The organism is Mesobacillus persicus, from assembly GCF_900109925.1.
GTDB classification, from domain to species: domain Bacteria; phylum Bacillota; class Bacilli; order Bacillales; family Cytobacillaceae; genus Mesobacillus_B; species Mesobacillus_B persicus.
Genome location: NZ_FOBW01000003.1, coordinates 179055 through 196288, shown reverse-complemented (window position 1 = coordinate 196288; position 17234 = coordinate 179055). Strand labels below are relative to the sequence as shown.

Genomic DNA, 17234 nt, shown 5'->3' with positions numbered 1-17234 from the left:
TCACTCCTTTAAAATTTTACTGTCGATCCCAAAAACGCCGTTTGGAGATAGCAGAACAAATTCTCTTCCGAAGTTTTGATTGGTAGCAGCAAAAAGCACGCCTGCTAAATGATGTTCTTCTGAAGGGCGAAGATACTCCTCCCCAGTTGTCGCAATCCCAATCGGTTTATAGTGTTTGTATGCTCCATTCACAAAATCAACCACGTACCTGTCAAATGCCGTTTGATGATTCGAAGTGCCACCAACGACGTAAAGCGCATCAAAAAGAACTTCTGGGGTGGTGAGAAATGTTTTCGTCACTTTTAGTTCTGTGCCGTCTGCCCCAGTGAGGGTAGCAAACTTATCACTTACGATTTCTACAAAAACACCATGTTGGTTCAGTGTTTCAATTACACTCTTTACTTCTTGCCCATTAAAGCCATGACCAATGAGCACTCCAACGCGTAGAGTATGGGGATAATGCGGTGTGTTCTCTTGGCTAAGGGCAGGGGACGAAGCAGTAACAGCCACATGCTGTCCGGTAGGTGGATTTACCCCCACATTATCTGCAATAATGCTTGCCATTCCTTGATCAACATTTGCATACATATCGACAACTTGCTGACGAATCGACAGGCTTTCAACTTTCCCTAGCTCAAAGCTAAACGCCTCAATAATATGTTGCTTTTCAATAGCCGACATGCTATTCCAAAATAGCCTTGCATGTGAAAAATAATCTTTGAAGGACTCACTACTTGCCTTGATTTTTGGTCCTTCTACATGCTCGGGATAATGGACAAATCCCCCTTGTTCTGGAGGCGTTGGTGCTGGTGTATTATTTGCAATCGAATTCTGGTAATAGTTTACTTGATCGACATCAATTCGATGTCTGCTAAAGCTGTCTCGCTGATTATTATGAAATGGACAAAGGGAACGATTAATTGGCAAATCTGGATAATTTGATCCCCCGAGCCGGTGTTGTTGGGTAATTTTATACGTGAATGTTCTCCCTTGTAAAATCGGATCATTGCTGAAATTGATTCCCGGAACCAGATTGGTTACATCGAAGGCGACTTGCTCTGTTTCAGCAAAAAAATTATCGACGTTTCGATTCAACGTCATTTTTCCGATAATCTCTACAGGTACCAGTTCCTCAGGCCATAGCTTTGTCGGATCAATCACGTCAAAATCAAATTTGTATTCATCTTCTTCTGAAATCATCTGCACGCCTAATTCAAACTCAGGGTAAGCCCCCCGTTCAATCGCTTCCCTTATGTCTCGCCGATGATAATCAGGGTCTACCCCGCCAATAATTTGCGCTTCCTCCATTAGCAGTGAATGAACACCAAGGACAGGCTTCCAATGAAACCTCACAAAGTGGGATTTTCCCTCTTCATTTACAAACCGGAAGATATTGATCCCGAACCCTTCCATCATTCGCCAACTTCTCGGAATCGCTCGATCGGACATCGACCACATCACAAAATGAGCAGACTCTTGGTTATTCGCAACAAAATCCCAGAAATTATCATGGGCAGCAGAGGCTGTTGGCATATCATTATGCGGCTCCGGTTTAAGGGCGTGTTGTGAATCCACAAACTTAAAAGCATCATGAACGACGAATACAGGAAATTGCAGACCTAATAAATCATAATTTCCTTCTTCGGTATAAAACTTTACCGCAAACCCGCGGATATCCCTCGCTGTATCCTTAGATCCTTTCCCTCCTTGCACAGTCGAAAAACGGGCAAACACGGGTGTCTTTGCTTCGGGTTCTTGTAAAAAACCTGCTCTTGTATACTTTTTCATTGATTTATAGGATTCGAATTCACCATGAACGCCAAACCCTCTCGCATGGACAACCCTTTCCGGGATTCGTTCTGTGTCAAAGTGCATTTGCTTTTGGAAGAAATGAAAATCCTCCATGAGCACGGGTCCCCGGTCTCCTGCTTTTAAGGTATTTTCATTATTAGCAACCTTTAGGCCCTCATTTGTGGTGATCTTTTCACCAGTGTTTTCGATGCGATGCTGATCTAACTGTTCATTTTTCTGGTTATTCTCACCTTTTTTGTTGTTTCTAGCTGATGGCTGATCCAAGGTTTTCACCTACCCAATCTTCTTTTGGTCATCTCATTATATATACATACAAAGCTCTTGAACTTAGAACACCTTCTTCCTCCATAATGGCGATAATGTACATCACTCCCACCTCAACAAAAGGCAAATGGGCCAGGGAATTTCTCCCTGACCCATTTATTGTCGATGCAGCTTCATCAATTTCATCGTGGTATCTTCTATATTGTTTTCATTCTTAATGGTTTGAATAACCTTTCCCTGCTTCATAAACAAAACGATGTCTCCCGTTTCGGCAGCTACATCCATCATATGGGTAGAAAAAACAATAATGGTTCCACTTTTTTTAATCTCATTTAAAATGTTCACAAACTGATTCACCCAGTAAGGGTCCAGTCCATTCGTCGGTTCATCTAATAATAATACATTGGGTTTCGCTAAAATCGCTTGTCCAAATAATAGACGTTGCCGCATCCCCTTAGACAAACTTTTTACTAACTCAGCTTTCTTATTACTGAGCCCAATCCATTCCATCACTTCGTTGATCCGGTCTTTCTTCACTTTCCGTAAAGAACCATAAAAACGAAGAAACTCTTCAACAGTCATCATTTCCTGGGCATGGAAGTCATCAGGCATAAAGCCAATCTCTTTTAAATAATTCTCGCGGTCAAGTTTCAATCCTTTTCCATTGATGGAGGTTGTCCCTTCATTAGGATTAAGAATACCAGCAATGATTTGTAGCAAGGTGCTTTTTCCAGCTCCATTCCCACCACATAAAACCACACATGTACCTTCCGTTGCTTCAAAAGAACAAGGATACAATGCGGTCTTTTCCTTATATACTCGTGAAACCCCATCCACCTTTAATTCGTTCATCGCCTTTTCCTCCATTCGAGCATTCCCATTGAAAACAAGAACATGATCGTTAAAAATACAATGAAATATAGAACATTGATGAGAACGCCTGAAGGTGAATTTAAGAACGTCATCAGCGAATCATAAGTTCGTCCAAAAACGGCTCCAGCATCAAGTGAGAGAACAAAGGACATGCGAATAAATTCAGCAGGATTCACATATAAGGCAAACTTCATCAATGGGGCAATCCATGTGTAAGGTACTAACCCTAAAATCGCGATTAATGCAGTCGGCCAGATCATAATAAGAAAAAACCAAATCATCACAGAAATCGATAACGCCTGCCATCTTGTCGATACGACACAGCCAACAGCTATCCCGATAATCAGAAAGAAGAAAATTAACTGTATAGAAAAGAAGTAAATTGATAACAGCCATTCACTAGAAAACTGATTCCCACTTAGTAGCCCGATAGCTAAACTAAGTCCATAACTGAAGGTAAATACAATCACTTGGGCCGTAAACTGTCCCCCTATTTTCCCTACGATATATGATAGAGAGAACAATGGGTAAGTAGTTAACAACCGCCACTGTCCGTTTTCCATTTCATTCGCGATGGAAAACGACCCAATGATTAACATGAATAGTGGAATAATATACAAAGCAATATTCACGACTGTCCCTGTCATATTCGTATACCCAGTTAACGAAGGAGCACTTGCTTGCAATAAAAATAATAGTGAGAGGACGACGACCCATAAGACTAAGAAAGAATAATAGGAACGTTGTCGTACGGTCATGCGCAATTCAGAGCGCCAGATATTCCACATGTTCATTCCTCTTTTCTAACATTCTGTACGTACTTTCCCAAAACGAAAGGGTCAGCTCAAAACAGAACCAACCCTCATTTTTATTCATGAGATTCATCATCATGATTTGCTTCGTGCGAGTCGGAATGGTTTTCGGACTCTTCATTATGATTTTCATCCATTTCTTCTGAATGGGAGTGAGAATGGTCTTCCATTTTATGTTTTTCCATCATTTCCTGGTTTCGCTCCCAGCTATGGTCAGCCAACTCATTCGCCGTCATCACTGTACTGCCTTCATTTTCTGCAGCAAAGCTTTCAGCGGACGCTGTATCTTTAAAAGAGATCATATTATAAGCCATTGGGGTTTTAACAGATGGATTGTAAACAAAAGTAGCTTCGTCCACTAAAATCCATTCTTTGTCATGATAATCACGAACAAAGGCAGTTTTCTTTTCATCTGAATTGTTGCTAATCCACTCGTACATACAGCCTACATCGTCAAACACCATCGATTTGCCGTTTTCTAAGACGATTTGAGTCGCATGTTGATCGTTCGCAACCTGCATATTGCACACTTCACAAGTATCTGTTGCTTCATTTATATCTACCGGCTGAACTTCATCGTTCCCACACGCCGCTAGGAGCAATATGATTATTGCCAGTCCAAATAAGTTAAATCGATTTCGTTTCATCTTCGTTTCCTCCCAATTATAAAAAGACTAAAACTAGCTCCAATCATGACAATACTCATCACCCATAAACCCAAACTTGATGAAGTTTCTTTTTCAACTTCCATGGTCATCTCCATTAATGGAGCAGAATCGGTTAATAGCTGTTCCGGCGGACTTTTCAACAGATTCTGTAGCAAAATCAGTCCCGGTGCTTGGAAGAATAATTGATACTCTGGTACATCTGTCGTCAGCGTCAGGAAATACGGGTCAGCTGTATAGCTAATTTCGCTCTCTCCATTTCCGTCTACATCCACCTTACTAGCCGCATCCCAATAATTTTGATTTACTTCGTTCTTTGAACTCTCTATGGCTTGAGCTTCATTTACATTTCCAACAAACGTATTCCTCGTGATTTTATTATCACTCGCATTTTTCATTTGGACGCCAATAAAGTTATCTCTTATTTTGTTGGATTCCAGATGGTTATTTCCAGCCTTTTCGATATAAACACCGATTCGATTGGAAATAAACTCATTTTCAATCACTTCTGTTTCATAAGCCTCATATAGTAGCAGCCCTTGTGCGTTCACACTATTTTTATTCGCAAGAAAAGCATTGCCATGAACAGTCGTCCGCTCTGTTTCCATGAGCATTGTACCCGTTATGTTCGAGCTCGACAAATTATCACGAAGAACATTATCATTTGAGTACATTAAATGCATCCCATAACGTGAATTTTCGAGGTTATTCTTATATATAAGGTTTTCATTGCTTTGCTCTAGGTAGATGCCATCAGAAACACTCGCGATTCTCAAGGCTTCAAACGTATTTTGATTCGATTGCCATAAGTCAATCCCATTTCCTCGCTTCATGCCAATAATCTCACTGTCTTTGATGGTCACACCATTCGCCTGGTCAAGCTTCACCCCATAACGCCGTGTCTCAATAATCAATTCTTCCATCCTATGGTTTGAACCGGTAATATAGATGGCCGTGTCTTCCTCTTCATAACCACAATGTTCAACTGTGATCTTTTTAAGCGTGACATCTTCTCCACTAATTGCAATCACTGGCTCGGCTTCACAAGACTTTATGCGAACTTCCCCGTTTCCTACTAGTGTTATTGGCTTAGAAATCACCAATGTTTCCTCATATTCACCAGCATCTATTTCAACTATTGCCCCTACTGGTGCTTCATCAATTTTCATTTGCAAAGGACTTGATGCTTCAAAAAAAGACGGTGAAAAAACCATAGAGGCTAGAAGTGTTGCCAATATAACTTTCAGAACATTCATTGAGTTCGAATCGCCTCCTATAGAACCCTTATGTAAAAAAAATAATTCATTATATAATAGAGTTACTATTATCTATCTAGTTAGCGCACATCTTTACCGCCAATTTGGATGGGTAATGTGCGTACTACCTATCACATTATAGTCCCAAAGAAAACTTTTAATAATAACCCGAAAGAGTGATTTTATCGCAAAATGAAAAAATATCTGTTTCTAGATGTTAAAATATAGACACATTTTTCTTATAGACAGACTCCATGTTGAATTCGAATTCAACATGCAACGAAACACAGTTATGGAAAGAGGCGCTGTATGAAATATAAACAAATTAAATGGCTCATTTTACTTACTCCAACGATTACGATTGCTTTATGGGAGTACATTCGCCATGCATTCCTCCTCCCCTATCTCTCGATGGATATGGGGAATATCCTTTCTCCTGTTTTAGTATTTTTCGTTACGCTCATCTTTGTACGGCACTTGTTTTCCGTTTTAGAGAGAATGCAAGAAGAACTCCGCAGTGAAAAGACAAGGAAAGCGGCACTTATTGAGAGAGAGAAACTGGCAAGAGAACTCCATGATGGAATTGCTCAATCTTTATTTCTCCTATCTGTAAAAATGAATAAATTTGGTAGAAGAAATCAACTCGAGCAGGATGCAGATTTTCAAAAACTTAAGCAAACATTAAAACATGTTCACGAGGATACACGACAAGCGATTACAAATTTAAAATACGTACCAAATGAAGAACCGTTTAGTTGGACAGACACTATCTATCAGTATGTAACAGAGCTTAAAAAGCATCATCTAATGGATGTTGAGTTAAATTGGGGAATCCAAGAATCGACATTATCTTCCAAAGAAAAAGTAGAGTTATTTGCCTGTGTAAAAGAGGCCGTTATGAATGTCATTAAACATGCAAAAACCAATCAGATATGGATTGATGCAAAAGAAACCACTCATGGATGGATTTGTCAGATTAAAGACCAAGGGGTTGGCTTCACAAATGAAAAGATTCCGTCCAACAATGGGTACGGATTGCAAATCATTAAAGACCGAGCGAGAGATATGGATTGGGATTTTTCAATCAAGAAGGAAGATAATAAAACCATTATTGAAATCAAAAAGGAGAGCAAATAAATGCAGCCTTTTCGAATACTGCTTGTTGATGATCACGCCCATGCAAGAGAGGCGATTCGCGAAATCCTAGAAGAATATGAGGAATTTGTTATTGTTGGCGAAGGAAAAAATGGGGAAGAAGCGTTAAAACTGACCGAAGAATTAATGCCAGACATTATTCTGATGGATATTCAAATGCCCGTAATGGACGGACTCGAAGCAACAAAAAGAATTAAACTTAAATTTCCATACGTGAAAATTGTGATGATCACAGTCTCTGATGATATCACGGATTTGTTCGATGCTTTAAAAAAAGGCGCACAAGGTTATTTAGTAAAAAATCTACAGTCGGAAGCATGGTTCGAATATTTACGAGCCTTCGCCATCGACGAAGTCCCTATGTCCAAAGAAATTGCCTTTCAAATCCTAAAGGAGTTCCCACAAAATAAAGCTAGATCCAAAGAGAAAATCCCTTTATCTACCCGTGAAATAGAAGTGTTGCAATTAGTGGCAAAAGGTTTATCAAATCGAGAAATCTCCGAAGCTCTTTTTATCTCTGAACATACGGTAAAAACCCATTTAAAGAACATCTTAAGCAAACTTCATCTAGATAATCGCGTGCAACTAACTAGTTATGCATTTCAGCAAGGGCTGATGAATGAGTAAGGTTTAGATAAAACAAAAAGGCAGAGCCGTTCAATATTGATGAACGTTTCTGCCTTCATTTTTTATGGACTTTTTTAGATACTCCAGAACTGCTTCGTTTTTAAGAGAGAAATAACTCAATTTAGCAAGGTCTATACCGTTCTCAATTAACTCTATTTTGCTATAACAGAGGTACCTTATAATCTAGCACGTTCCAAAAATAAAATATTTTCTAAAAATAATGATTATTCGGTAGATAAATATAAAAAAAGTGTTATAATCTATCGTATCTTATAAAATTTTCTGATAAATAGGGGGGACTTTAGATGAAAAAAAGTAAATTTTACTGGATAGTACCATTTTTAATGACTGCTTTATTTTTAACAGCATGTGGGGGTACAGAATCTAGTAACGAAGAAGATTCATCTTCAGAAGGTAACACCGAAGAAACTGAAACATTTACCTTTCAGGCAGGACATTCACAAACAGAGGAACATCCTTATCACCTTGCACTGCTAGATTTGGCTGAAAATGTTAAGGAGCGTACAAACGGAAACGTGACGATTGAAATCTTTCCGTTAAATCAATTAGGCGCGGAGAGAGAGTTGACGGAGGCCCTTACCTTTGGAACAGCGGATATGTCCATTTCCTCCACAGCTCCAATTGCAAATTTCTATCCACAACTTGGAATTGTCGATCTACCGTTCTTGTTTGAATCGAGAGAACATGCTTACAGTGTGCTTGATGGACAAATTGGACAAGATTTATTAACCGGTTTAGAGAGCACTGGTCTTGTAGGTCTGGCATGGGCTGAAAATGGCTTCCGTCATATTACGAATGGGAAGCAAGAAATTACAAAACCTGAGGACTTAAAGGGCTTGAAAATTCGTACTCAGGAAAATCAAATTCACCTTGATGCATTTGAGGCATTAGGCGCTCAACCTACACCAATGGCTTGGAATGAAGCACTAACAGCCCTTCAACAAGGAGTTGTTGATGCACAGGAAAATCCGCTAATTATTGCAGATACGTATAAGCTTCATGAAGCAAACCAAACACACATGTCATTAACAGGTCATATCTACTCACCTGCAATCATCATGTTCAGTAAAAGCATCTGGGATACCGTTCCTAGTGAGTATCAATCCGTTCTTAAAGAAGAAGCAAAAATAGCTGGAGACAAAATCCGTGAACTTAGTACCCAAGCTGACGAAGATTCGTTACAAGTCGTAAAAGATAATGGGGTAAAAGTTGTTGAAGATGTGGATGTTGCGCCTTTCCGTGAGGCAATTCAGTCTGTATATGAAAAATACGAAGCTGATTTTGGAAAAGAAAACATTGATGCGATTTTAAACGGAAACGAATAAAAATAAAAAACTTGGGTAGTGCTTTGCACAATCCAAGTTTTTTCTAAATAAGGGGAATATCAGGTGGCCAAAAAGTTAGTAAACTTATTAAATCTATTCATAAAATGGATACTTATTATTCTTTTCTTTCTTTTAGTAGTCGTTGTTTTTTTACAAGTACTATTCCGCTTTGTCCTAGAACAACCATTGGCTTGGACAGAGGAACTATCTCGTTATTTACTCGTTTGGATCACATTCCTTGGAGCAGCTTATGGGATGAGTATAAAAGCACACCCTAGTATTGAGATTCTTTTTGATAAAGCGGGTGCTAACTTAAAGAAGGTTCTCCAGGTTGTTACCACGATTTTAATCATCTTTTTCTTTTGGCAAGTTATTGTCAATAGTTTTGAAGCCATTGAGCGAAGCATGGCCCAGACTTCCCCCGTTCTAAGGATTCCAATGGGGTTAGTCTATACAGTCATACCAATTTCAAGTGTGCTGTTTGTAATTAATCTTCTGTTTGTAGTGATTACTGAGTGGAGAAAGGAGGAGACGAATTAATGGCTTGGTTATTATTCGGGTTATTACTTGTCCTTTTCTTCATTAATATTCCAGTCGCAATAGCACTTGGTCTCGCTTCAGTTATTGTTCTCATGATTCAAGACAGCGTTCCATTAATGGTTGTCGTCCAAAAGATGTTCACGTCGACTGATTCTTTTACGTTAATGGCGATCCCCTTCTTCGTGTTAGCAGGGAAGTTAATGGAAGTGGGTGGAATTTCAAGGAGACTTGTAGATTTCGCCATGACGATCGTAGGAAGGATGCATGGAGGCTTAGCGATTGTATCGATTGTTACCTGTATGTTTTTTGCGGCTATTTCTGGATCTGCTGCAGCTACAACCGCAGCAGTAGGAGCTATTCTTATTCCTGCCATGACCAAAAAAGGGTACGATAAAGGCTTTGCTACGGCTATACAGGCTGCAGGTGGAACGGTAGGAGTGATGATTCCACCAAGTGTACCGTTAATTTTATTTGGGGTCATTGCCGGAACTTCTATTGGTGATTTGTTCATTGCTGGGGTATTACCTGGTATCCTAGTTGGTTTTTCGCTTATTTTGGTTGCTTATTTTATTTCACGAAAGCGTGGCTATGGGAAAGAGGAAAAAAACTCAATTCGGGAAGTTTTCACTTCATTTAACAAGGCCATCCTAGCTATTCTAATGCCAGTTATCATTTTAGGTGGGATATATGGGGGGATATTTACCCCAACAGAAGGATCCGTTGTCGCAGTAGTCTATGGGTTAATTGTTGGTCTAGTTATATACCGGGAAATAAAGTGGAGGGATTTACCTGAGATCTTCATCTCATCAGCAGTTACTTCTGCTGTTATCATGTTTATCATCTCTTGCGCTTCTGTTTTTGGATTCATTTTAACAAGAGAACAAATTCCACTTCAAATCTCAAATGCAATGCTAGAGATTTCATCAAACCCGATTATTATTTTATTAATTATTAATGTGATTCTGTTAATAGTCGGTACATTCTTGGAAACTTCGGCAGCCATCATCATTTTGGCACCTATCCTACTTCCTGTTGTAATTGCAGCTGGAATTGACCCTGTTCACTTTGGGATCATCATGGTTGTGAACCTTGCGATCGGTTTTGTCACACCTCCGGTTGGACTCAACTTGTTCGTGGCATCCAACATCGCAAACTTACGATTAGAGAAGATTGTTAGGGCGATTATCCCCTTCCTAATTATCTTAATCATTGACGTACTCATTATTAGTTTTGTTCCATCTATTAGTCTATTTTTATTAGATAAATAGAGGAACACGTGCGTGCTCAGCAAATAAAAAGCGTCAGACCCTGCATAAATCCTTTTATTTTACAGATCTTTCTTCTATAGAATGGATTTTGTCTTTTTGGTCTTATAAAAGTCGATTAACTACATTTGATTAGTTAATCGACTTTTTTTATAAGCTAGGGTTCCCCCGGGCACAAATCACTCCCCAGGTCTACTTCAATGATTTAATCTCATCGGCTACTGCAGTGGTAATATCTTTCGTTGTCTTCGGAACGAACTTTTTTAATACGGTCTTTTGCATGGACGCCATCGGGCCTCTTGTGGCTTCCGGCTCAATTTCGAGATGACCTGTTATCCGAGTATGACTATCATCTATGGCTTCAGCCTCATACTGCCCGTTTCCAACAAAGTCGCCGGAAAGGCTTTTAAACTGAAATGCTACCCTTTTTGGTTCCACCCATTCTGTGATCTCGACCTTCAGATTTGCCGTTTTCTTCAAGATGCCCATATCCCCTTTAATCGCCCATGTTGATTGTTTTTCATTGACAATCTCGTGGCTTTCATAGCCAGGTACAGTCGTCGCCCATCGATCAATATCGCTTATGTAATTCCAGATATCTTGTATTGAAACAGGAAGTTCCACCGAATGTTTGCCGTTTGCCATTTTTTCACCTCATTGTTAGTCATAAAGTTATTAACTAGTTAACGTAAAGCTACCTTATTGGTCCAATATTAACTTTATGTATGAGATATGGTAGCTATGACTTATTATCTTATTACCGCATGTGGCCTATGCCCCTGCTTACTCATAATATGAGAACTAACGTGTACCACTATCGTTATTGTATTCCTACGGATTCTTTGCTATTATTAGTTAATTATTAATGAAATGGAGGTTTTCCTTTTGACAGCATCAATGAGATTACGATTTCCAACTTTCATTCGCTAACTTAATAGCTTTGAAGCTCTGGCGAAATCCAGAGCAACGGGATCGGTCTGTCTAATTTTAAGGAAACCTACATTAGTCGGTTATTTTAAAAGAGGGAGGAATCTTCCCTCTTTTTTTGTTGTCTTTAAAAGATGTCTATCGATCGACCCAATTTCAAAATAAAAACTTCATAGAAATGAGTGGTTGGTCCATGAATACAGTAAGTAACCTACCCAAGGAGAATTGGGTAAAGAACATCATTCTCTTTTTAAGCAGTCAGACGATTTCCCTTTTTGGTTCGTCCCTGGTTCAATACGCCATCATGTGGTATATCACACTCACGACCGAATCCGGTTTGATGATGACGCTCTATATCATTTGTGGGTTTATTCCCACGTTTATTTTGTCCCCAGTTGCAGGGGTTTGGGCCGATCGTTACAACAGAAAAATTCTGATTCTATTAGCTGATGGACTGATCGCCTTTTCAACCTTAATCCTTGCCATCTTATTTCTAATGGGCTTTGATGCCATTTGGCTGCTCTTTGTAATGGCTGCTATTCGTGCCATCGGAACTGGCATCCAAACACCTGCAGTCGGTGCGATTCTACCGCAAATCGTTCCAAAGGATAAACTGACGAAGGTAAATGGCATAAACGGAAGCATTCAAGCCGTTATTATGTTCGTCTCGCCAATGGTCAGTGCAGCACTATTGGCGATGACCTCGCTTGAGATCATCTTTTTCATCGATGTCATCACAGCCATCATCGCGATTGTCACCTTGCTTGCCTTCTTGAAAATTGAGGTACACAAGAAAGCCACGGAAGCGCAGGCAACGAGCTATCTCAATGATTTCAAACAAGGTTTGCAGTATGTCGGCAACCATGCCTTTTTGAAGAAATTCTTTTTGTTCTTTGCCATCTTCTTTGTGTTGATGGCTCCTGCCGCCTTTTTGACCCCTCTGCAGGTGACACGAAGCTTTGGTGCTGATGTATGGCGGCTCACCGCAATCGAAATTGCCTTTTCAATCGGCATGATGGCGGGAGGCGGAATTATCGCTTCCTGGGGAGGCTATCCCAATAAAATTAAGACCATTACCCTTGCTAGTCTAATTATGGGAGTCTGTACATTGGCACTCGGGATTGCCCCGGCATTTTGGATGTATTTAGCTTTCATGGCTCTATTCGGAGTGGCGCTTCCGCTGTTCAATACACCATCAACCGTACTATTACAGGAGAAAATCGAAGAGGATTATTTAGGAAGAGTGTTCGGTGTCATGGGCATGATTTCCACTTCGATGATGCCGATTGGCATGCTGATTTTCGGCCCTATCGCCGATATCATCCAGATCGAATGGCTCCTGATTGGAACCGGTGTAATGATTATCGTCTTAGCCATCTTCATGGGGCGGAACAAAATATTGATTGAGGCTGGGAAACCAGTTAACTAACATTTTGTTGTTATAACTAATAAAGTGAAAAAAAGAGACCTAGGTCTCTTTTTTTTCGCACTATTTTTTCACATACTCCATCAACTTTTCAGGATCAAATCCTAAAATCCATTGGCCATTTACCTTTGTCTGCGGTACGCCCATCTGTCCTGTTTCTTCTACCAGCTTTCGGGCAGCTTCAGCATCTAACTGCACGTTTACTTCTTTGTATTCTAATCCTTGAGCCTCAAGGAATTCTTTCATCATTGTGCAGTACGGTCAAGTATTTGTTGAATAGACAGTAATCTCATTCATTCTCGTTTCCTCCTTTTTATTACCCGTTGGGGTATATTGAGATTGTACATGTAAAGCTTTCCTTTTGTCAAATCTCACAAACGGAAAACGAATACGTACTCCCTTGTTTTTCCCTTTAATAATAAAAAAATAAGGCCTAGGAGAATTCAAAATTTAATTCTCCAAGTTAAATTCCTTCGCAAGCAGATAGATAACTTTCTTTCGATTTTCGATACCAGATACATTCGGTACAATCATGATTTCATCTGTTTCATATCTTTCTGCGATCGCTTCAATTTTCTCTTTGACTTGCTTTGGTGTGCCCACAATCATTCGTTCGCGATTCCGCCTCACCTTTTCTTCTTCCACGGAACTAAATCCGCGACTTTTAGCTGTATGAATGGATGGGTAATAAGGAGGCTGGTTAGGCGACTCCACAAAATATAACCATAGGTCAAACGCTTTTGCTAAATCTTCGGCTTTCTCTTCTGTTTCGTCCACAACCGCGAAAACCGAAATGATCGTTTTCGGTCGATTTAAAAAAGCAGAAGGCTTAAACTTGCTTCGATATTCTTCTACAATCCGTACCCCTTCGTTTCCCGGTTTTGCAAAATGAGCAAAAACGTATCCTGCCCCTTGTGTGGCTGCAACCTCAGCACCTGTCTCACCAGTTCCCAGCATCCACATTTCCGGTTTTGTTAGGATATGCGGAGTTGCAATCAGGGACTGAAAACGATGTTCCTCTTCGGTATTATCAGTAAAATACTTTTTTAAATCAATCACCTGCTGCTCATAAGAATGTCTTGGCTGTTTCCCCTCATTTAAGGCTTGGTTAACCATACGGTAGCTAGGCGATCGCCCGATTCCGATATCAATACGGTTGGGATGAAGAGCTTCCATCATCCGGAAGTTTTCTGCCACCTTGTAACTGCTATAATGCGGTAGCATGACCCCACCGGAACCAATTCGAATTTTGTTTGTTGACGTTGCCAAATGCATCATTAACAATTCAGGACTACTGTTCGCAACAGAGTGAACACTATGGTGTTCTGACACCCAAAATCGTTTATAGCCCAGCATTTCAGCATCCTTTGCCAATTCCGTTGTTTGCCATAATGCCTCATGTGCATTGGAACCTTCATCGATCGGGGAATAATCTAAAATGCTTAGGGAAAACATAGTTGGTCTCCTTGTAAATTAGAATAATGTCCAATTTTTATATTAGATAAAAGTAACACTGTACCTATCATAAAAACAAATCAAACACATTTTGCATCTTTCCTAGTTTTCTTCATAAGTAAAACTTCTCTAAAAACAATCAATCCTAGTCAAAAAAAATGACCTCTGTACTAACAGAGATCATCTTAAATCATTTTGTTCATTGAACCGGTCTAATCGTCCTCTTTGCCCTTTCCATTCCCTCTCCCTTTTCCCTTATCGGAATTTCCTTTTCCCTTCTTCTTTTCTTCCGATCTCCCTTTATCTTTATCTTTCTCCTTATTCTTTTTCCCTTCATTTTTTGGTATAAACGCTGGCGGCACCATATCCCGTTTAACCCCTTTTATATACAGTTCATTTCGGATTTTTTCAACAGAGTCTGGTTGAGCAAAGCGCTCGCTATCACTGGCGTATTCTTGCATCATTGTTTTAAAAATACTCTGCGAAATCTTTGTATCGGCCGATGTCAGATAGTTTCCAGAACCATTTTGCGCATATCCCGTCCACACGGTCATCGTGTAATTAGTGGTATAGCCAGCAAACCAACTATCACTCGTGGCATCTTGAGGGTAACCAAATTTTTGAATCACTTTTTCATCAAAATTGGTGGTTCCTGTTTTCCCTGCAACATCCGCACCAGGCACAGCCGCTGTTTTACCTGTACCGTTCGGGGCATTTAAGACACCTCGCAGCATATCGGTCACCATATAAGCCGTATAGTCCTGCATCACACGCTCAGGCTTCGTCTTAAAGTCGATGATTTTTCCATCTGGAAATTCAACTTTTGCTACAAAGTGAGGCTTATAATAATTCCCTTCATTCGCAAACGCACCATAAGCACCCGCTAATTCAACCGGCGAAACGGTGTTGCTGCCGATTGAATAGGATTCGTACACTTCCCCATTTGGATAGGTGATGCCGAGATCTTCTGAAAAAGCCTTTGCCTTTTCTAACCCGACGCTTTCGAGTGTTTTTAAGGCGGGGATATTTCTTGATTCTACTAAGGCTTCACGGATAGACATCATCCCACGATAATTCGTATAGGCATTACGGATAGGATCTCCCGTAGAATATTGATAAGGTGCATCCTCAATTTGATGGTAAGTGGACCATTTTAAATATTCAATCGCAGGTCCATAGTCAAAGATAGGCTTAAATGTTGAGCCGGGCTGACGTTTCAAATCCGTGGCGAGGTTATGCCCACGAAACGTTGTTTTAGATTCATTGCGCCCACTTCCGATGGCTCTAATTTCACCTGTCTTTGAATCCATAAAAGCAAACGCTGTTTGAAAGCGATCATTCGGATAGGAAACTAGTTCGCCTGCAAGAATCGAATCTGCCAGCTTCTGGGCCTTGGGGTCGAGCGTTAAGTAAATCTTCAACCCATCTTTGGTGATATCAACATCCTTTAACTTCGTTTCTACTTCTTTAACCGCCGCGTCTAAAAAGGCTTCATAAGGCATACCGTTGCTCGCTACTTCCTCTATGATTCCCTCCGTCACCGGGACTTGTTTCGCAGCTTCCATTTCACTATTTGAAATGTACCCGTGCCTATTCATTAAGGTGAGAACTACATTCCGACGATCTGTTGCTGCCTGGTGGTTTTCTGATTTAGTTGGGTCATAATTGTTCGGACTTTGCGTTAAACCCGCTATCATCGCTGCTTGTGGTAGTGTTAATTGATTGAGATTTTTTACATCAAGTCTATAATAATTTTCAGCAGCCGCTGCAACGCCATAAGAACGATTGCCAAGATTAATTTTATTTACATACATAGCAAGAATTTCTTCCTTGCTATATTGTTTCTCTAACTGATAAGCCAGGTACCATTCCTGCACCTTCCGCTTAATCGTTTTCTCGGGAGTTAGAAACGAATTTTTAATTACCTGCTGAGTGATTGTACTACCACCCTGACTACCGAATTCACCTGTAACGTTCACAAAAATGGCTTTCGCCGTTCTTAATACATCCACACCTTGATGGTCATAAAAACGATTGTCTTCTGTCGCTAGGATGGCTTCCTCCAGTTGTTTCGGAATCTGCTCATGCGAAATTTTCGTTCGATGTTCCGTTCCATATTCGTGAACGAATTGACCATCCTTATCATAAAACTTTGATGACAACGGGTCAGCTAATTTTGCAGTATCCAGTTCAGGAGCATCTTGTATAAATGCAAAAGCACTGATTCCTACTACCGATAAGCAAATGAAGCTTAAAATCAACAATCCAATCAACAGCTTTTTAAAAAGTTTCGGCGTTTTTTTGTTTCGCTGCTTTGCTTGCTTATTGGCTCGTTCGGCAGACTTACGTTCTTCTCTTGTTTGATACGTACCTGTCATGATGATGTATTCCTACCTTTACCAGTGTTAAATATTTACTATCTAAATCTACTAGATAGCTATTTTTCTAATTTATATATCTTCAAACCTATTCATTCAAAGCCGTCACACGAATATAACGGATACAAGAGGTATCCAGACGATCCTGCCGCCCTTCCTCCGATTCAATCTTTAAATATTTCGAGGTTGCTATCTTCTTAACCAACTCTTCAAAAATCTGTCCCGCATTTATATTCAAACTTTTTACAATGTTTTCTGTCTTTACCTTATCCTCCAAAATATAACAAACACGGAATTTATTCATGAAACAACACCCTTTTGATTTTTCTATTCCCATACAAAAAATGATACTTACTGAATACTATTCGTCGCTGCTTCCTTTTTTATGGGGGTTAATGGGGACGGTTCTTTTGCTTCCAAAAATTTAAAGCAG

At 39.9% G+C, this 17234-nt stretch carries 15 protein-coding genes and 1 pseudogene; 6 read left to right on the top strand and 10 right to left on the bottom strand.

What is annotated here, in order from left to right; all coding sequences use genetic code 11:
• Positions 1 to 16 precede the first annotated feature (16 nt).
• The 5 genes and pseudogenes from BMX30_RS06070 to BMX30_RS06050 form a co-directional block, all read right to left on the bottom strand.
• Positions 17 to 2076, bottom strand: a pseudogene (locus BMX30_RS06070) (catalase).
• A 156-nt stretch (positions 2077 to 2232) separates the two neighbouring features.
• A complete protein-coding gene (locus tag BMX30_RS06065; RefSeq protein ID WP_090742280.1) occupies positions 2233 to 2928 on the bottom strand; it encodes an ABC transporter ATP-binding protein in 696 nt (231 codons plus the stop codon).
• A complete protein-coding gene (locus tag BMX30_RS06060) occupies positions 2925 to 3737 on the bottom strand; it encodes an ABC transporter permease (RefSeq protein ID WP_090742277.1) in 813 nt (270 codons plus the stop codon). The genes BMX30_RS06065 and BMX30_RS06060 overlap by 4 nt, the downstream gene beginning before the upstream one ends.
• 80 nt (positions 3738 to 3817) lie before the next feature.
• The gene (locus BMX30_RS06055) at positions 3818 to 4408 is read right to left on the bottom strand and encodes a nitrous oxide reductase accessory protein NosL (RefSeq protein ID WP_090742274.1); all 591 of its coding nucleotides are present in this window, start codon (positions 4406 to 4408) and stop codon (positions 3818 to 3820) included.
• Complete coding sequence (locus BMX30_RS06050; RefSeq protein WP_090742271.1) at positions 4405 to 5682, bottom strand: right-handed parallel beta-helix repeat-containing protein; 1278 nt, start codon at positions 5680 to 5682, stop codon at positions 4405 to 4407. Before BMX30_RS06050 ends, BMX30_RS06055 begins: the two co-directional genes overlap by 4 nt.
• Positions 5683 to 5991: 309 nt before the next feature.
• On the opposite strand from BMX30_RS06050, the gene BMX30_RS06045 reads away from it, so the two are divergent.
• The 5 genes from BMX30_RS06045 to BMX30_RS06025 all read left to right on the top strand — a co-directional run bounded on the left by BMX30_RS06045 (position 5992) and on the right by BMX30_RS06025 (position 10618).
• A complete protein-coding gene (locus tag BMX30_RS06045) occupies positions 5992 to 6819 on the top strand; it encodes a sensor histidine kinase (protein WP_090742268.1) in 828 nt (275 codons plus the stop codon).
• The gene (locus BMX30_RS06040) at positions 6820 to 7464 is read left to right on the top strand and encodes a response regulator (protein WP_090742266.1); all 645 of its coding nucleotides are present in this window, start codon (positions 6820 to 6822) and stop codon (positions 7462 to 7464) included. It abuts the gene before it with no gap.
• A gap of 305 nt (positions 7465 to 7769) precedes the next feature.
• Positions 7770 to 8810, top strand: a complete 1041-nt coding sequence (locus BMX30_RS06035; protein ID WP_090742263.1) for a TRAP transporter substrate-binding protein — start codon at positions 7770 to 7772, stop codon at positions 8808 to 8810.
• A gap of 63 nt (positions 8811 to 8873) precedes the next feature.
• Positions 8874 to 9350, top strand: a complete 477-nt coding sequence (locus tag BMX30_RS06030; protein ID WP_090742260.1) for a TRAP transporter small permease — start codon at positions 8874 to 8876, stop codon at positions 9348 to 9350.
• Complete coding sequence (locus tag BMX30_RS06025) at positions 9350 to 10618, top strand: TRAP transporter large permease (RefSeq protein ID WP_090742257.1); 1269 nt, start codon at positions 9350 to 9352, stop codon at positions 10616 to 10618. The genes BMX30_RS06030 and BMX30_RS06025 overlap by 1 nt, the downstream gene beginning before the upstream one ends.
• Positions 10619 to 10807: 189 nt before the next feature.
• On the opposite strand, the gene BMX30_RS06020 is transcribed toward BMX30_RS06025, so the two are convergent.
• Positions 10808 to 11260: an SRPBCC family protein gene (locus BMX30_RS06020; RefSeq protein ID WP_090742254.1), complete on the bottom strand. Its 453-nt coding sequence runs from the start codon at positions 11258 to 11260 to the stop codon at positions 10808 to 10810.
• A gap of 475 nt (positions 11261 to 11735) precedes the next feature.
• Here BMX30_RS06020 and BMX30_RS06015 point away from each other — a divergent pair, with 475 nt between their 5' ends.
• On the top strand, positions 11736 to 12971 hold the full coding sequence (locus BMX30_RS06015; protein WP_090742728.1) for an MFS transporter: 1236 nt from the start codon (positions 11736 to 11738) through the stop codon (positions 12969 to 12971).
• Between the two features lie 60 nt (positions 12972 to 13031).
• Here the strand turns inward: BMX30_RS06015 and BMX30_RS06010 are convergent, their stop codons facing one another.
• The 4 genes from BMX30_RS06010 to BMX30_RS05995 form a co-directional block, all read right to left on the bottom strand.
• Positions 13032 to 13265, bottom strand: coding sequence for a glutaredoxin family protein (locus BMX30_RS06010; protein ID WP_090742725.1), 234 nt, complete (start codon positions 13263 to 13265; stop codon positions 13032 to 13034).
• Positions 13266 to 13418: 153 nt separating this feature from the next.
• The gene (locus BMX30_RS06005; RefSeq protein WP_090742252.1) at positions 13419 to 14423 is read right to left on the bottom strand and encodes an LLM class flavin-dependent oxidoreductase; all 1005 of its coding nucleotides are present in this window, start codon (positions 14421 to 14423) and stop codon (positions 13419 to 13421) included.
• Positions 14424 to 14635: 212 nt separating this feature from the next.
• A complete protein-coding gene (locus tag BMX30_RS06000) occupies positions 14636 to 16801 on the bottom strand; it encodes a transglycosylase domain-containing protein (RefSeq protein WP_090742249.1) in 2166 nt (721 codons plus the stop codon).
• Positions 16802 to 16889: 88 nt separating this feature from the next.
• The gene (locus BMX30_RS05995) at positions 16890 to 17105 is read right to left on the bottom strand and encodes a hypothetical protein (RefSeq protein WP_090742245.1); all 216 of its coding nucleotides are present in this window, start codon (positions 17103 to 17105) and stop codon (positions 16890 to 16892) included.
• Positions 17106 to 17234: the final 129 nt, after the last annotated feature.

Bases quoted from the DNA above. Each gene is read 5' to 3' on its own strand.
- BMX30_RS06065 (WP_090742280.1), bottom strand. From the start codon at position 2,928: ATGAACGAATTAAAGGTGGATGGGGTTTCACGAGTATATAAGGAAAAG.
- BMX30_RS06060 (WP_090742277.1), bottom strand. From the start codon at position 3,737: ATGTGGAATATCTGGCGCTCTGAATTGCGCATGACCGTACGACAACGT.
- BMX30_RS06055 (WP_090742274.1), bottom strand. From the start codon at position 4,408: ATGAAACGAAATCGATTTAACTTATTTGGACTGGCAATAATCATATTG.
- BMX30_RS06050 (WP_090742271.1), bottom strand. From the start codon at position 5,682: ATGAATGTTCTGAAAGTTATATTGGCAACACTTCTAGCCTCTATGGTT.
- BMX30_RS06045 (WP_090742268.1), top strand. From the start codon at position 5,992: ATGAAATATAAACAAATTAAATGGCTCATTTTACTTACTCCAACGATT.
- BMX30_RS06040 (WP_090742266.1), top strand. From the start codon at position 6,820: ATGCAGCCTTTTCGAATACTGCTTGTTGATGATCACGCCCATGCAAGA.
- BMX30_RS06035 (WP_090742263.1), top strand. From the start codon at position 7,770: ATGAAAAAAAGTAAATTTTACTGGATAGTACCATTTTTAATGACTGCT.
- BMX30_RS06025 (WP_090742257.1), top strand. From the start codon at position 9,350: ATGGCTTGGTTATTATTCGGGTTATTACTTGTCCTTTTCTTCATTAAT.
- BMX30_RS06020 (WP_090742254.1), bottom strand. From the start codon at position 11,260: ATGGCAAACGGCAAACATTCGGTGGAACTTCCTGTTTCAATACAAGAT.
- BMX30_RS06015 (WP_090742728.1), top strand. From the start codon at position 11,736: ATGAATACAGTAAGTAACCTACCCAAGGAGAATTGGGTAAAGAACATC.
- BMX30_RS06005 (WP_090742252.1), bottom strand. From the start codon at position 14,423: ATGTTTTCCCTAAGCATTTTAGATTATTCCCCGATCGATGAAGGTTCC.
- BMX30_RS06000 (WP_090742249.1), bottom strand. From the start codon at position 16,801: ATGACAGGTACGTATCAAACAAGAGAAGAACGTAAGTCTGCCGAACGA.
- BMX30_RS05995 (WP_090742245.1), bottom strand. From the start codon at position 17,105: ATGAATAAATTCCGTGTTTGTTATATTTTGGAGGATAAGGTAAAGACA.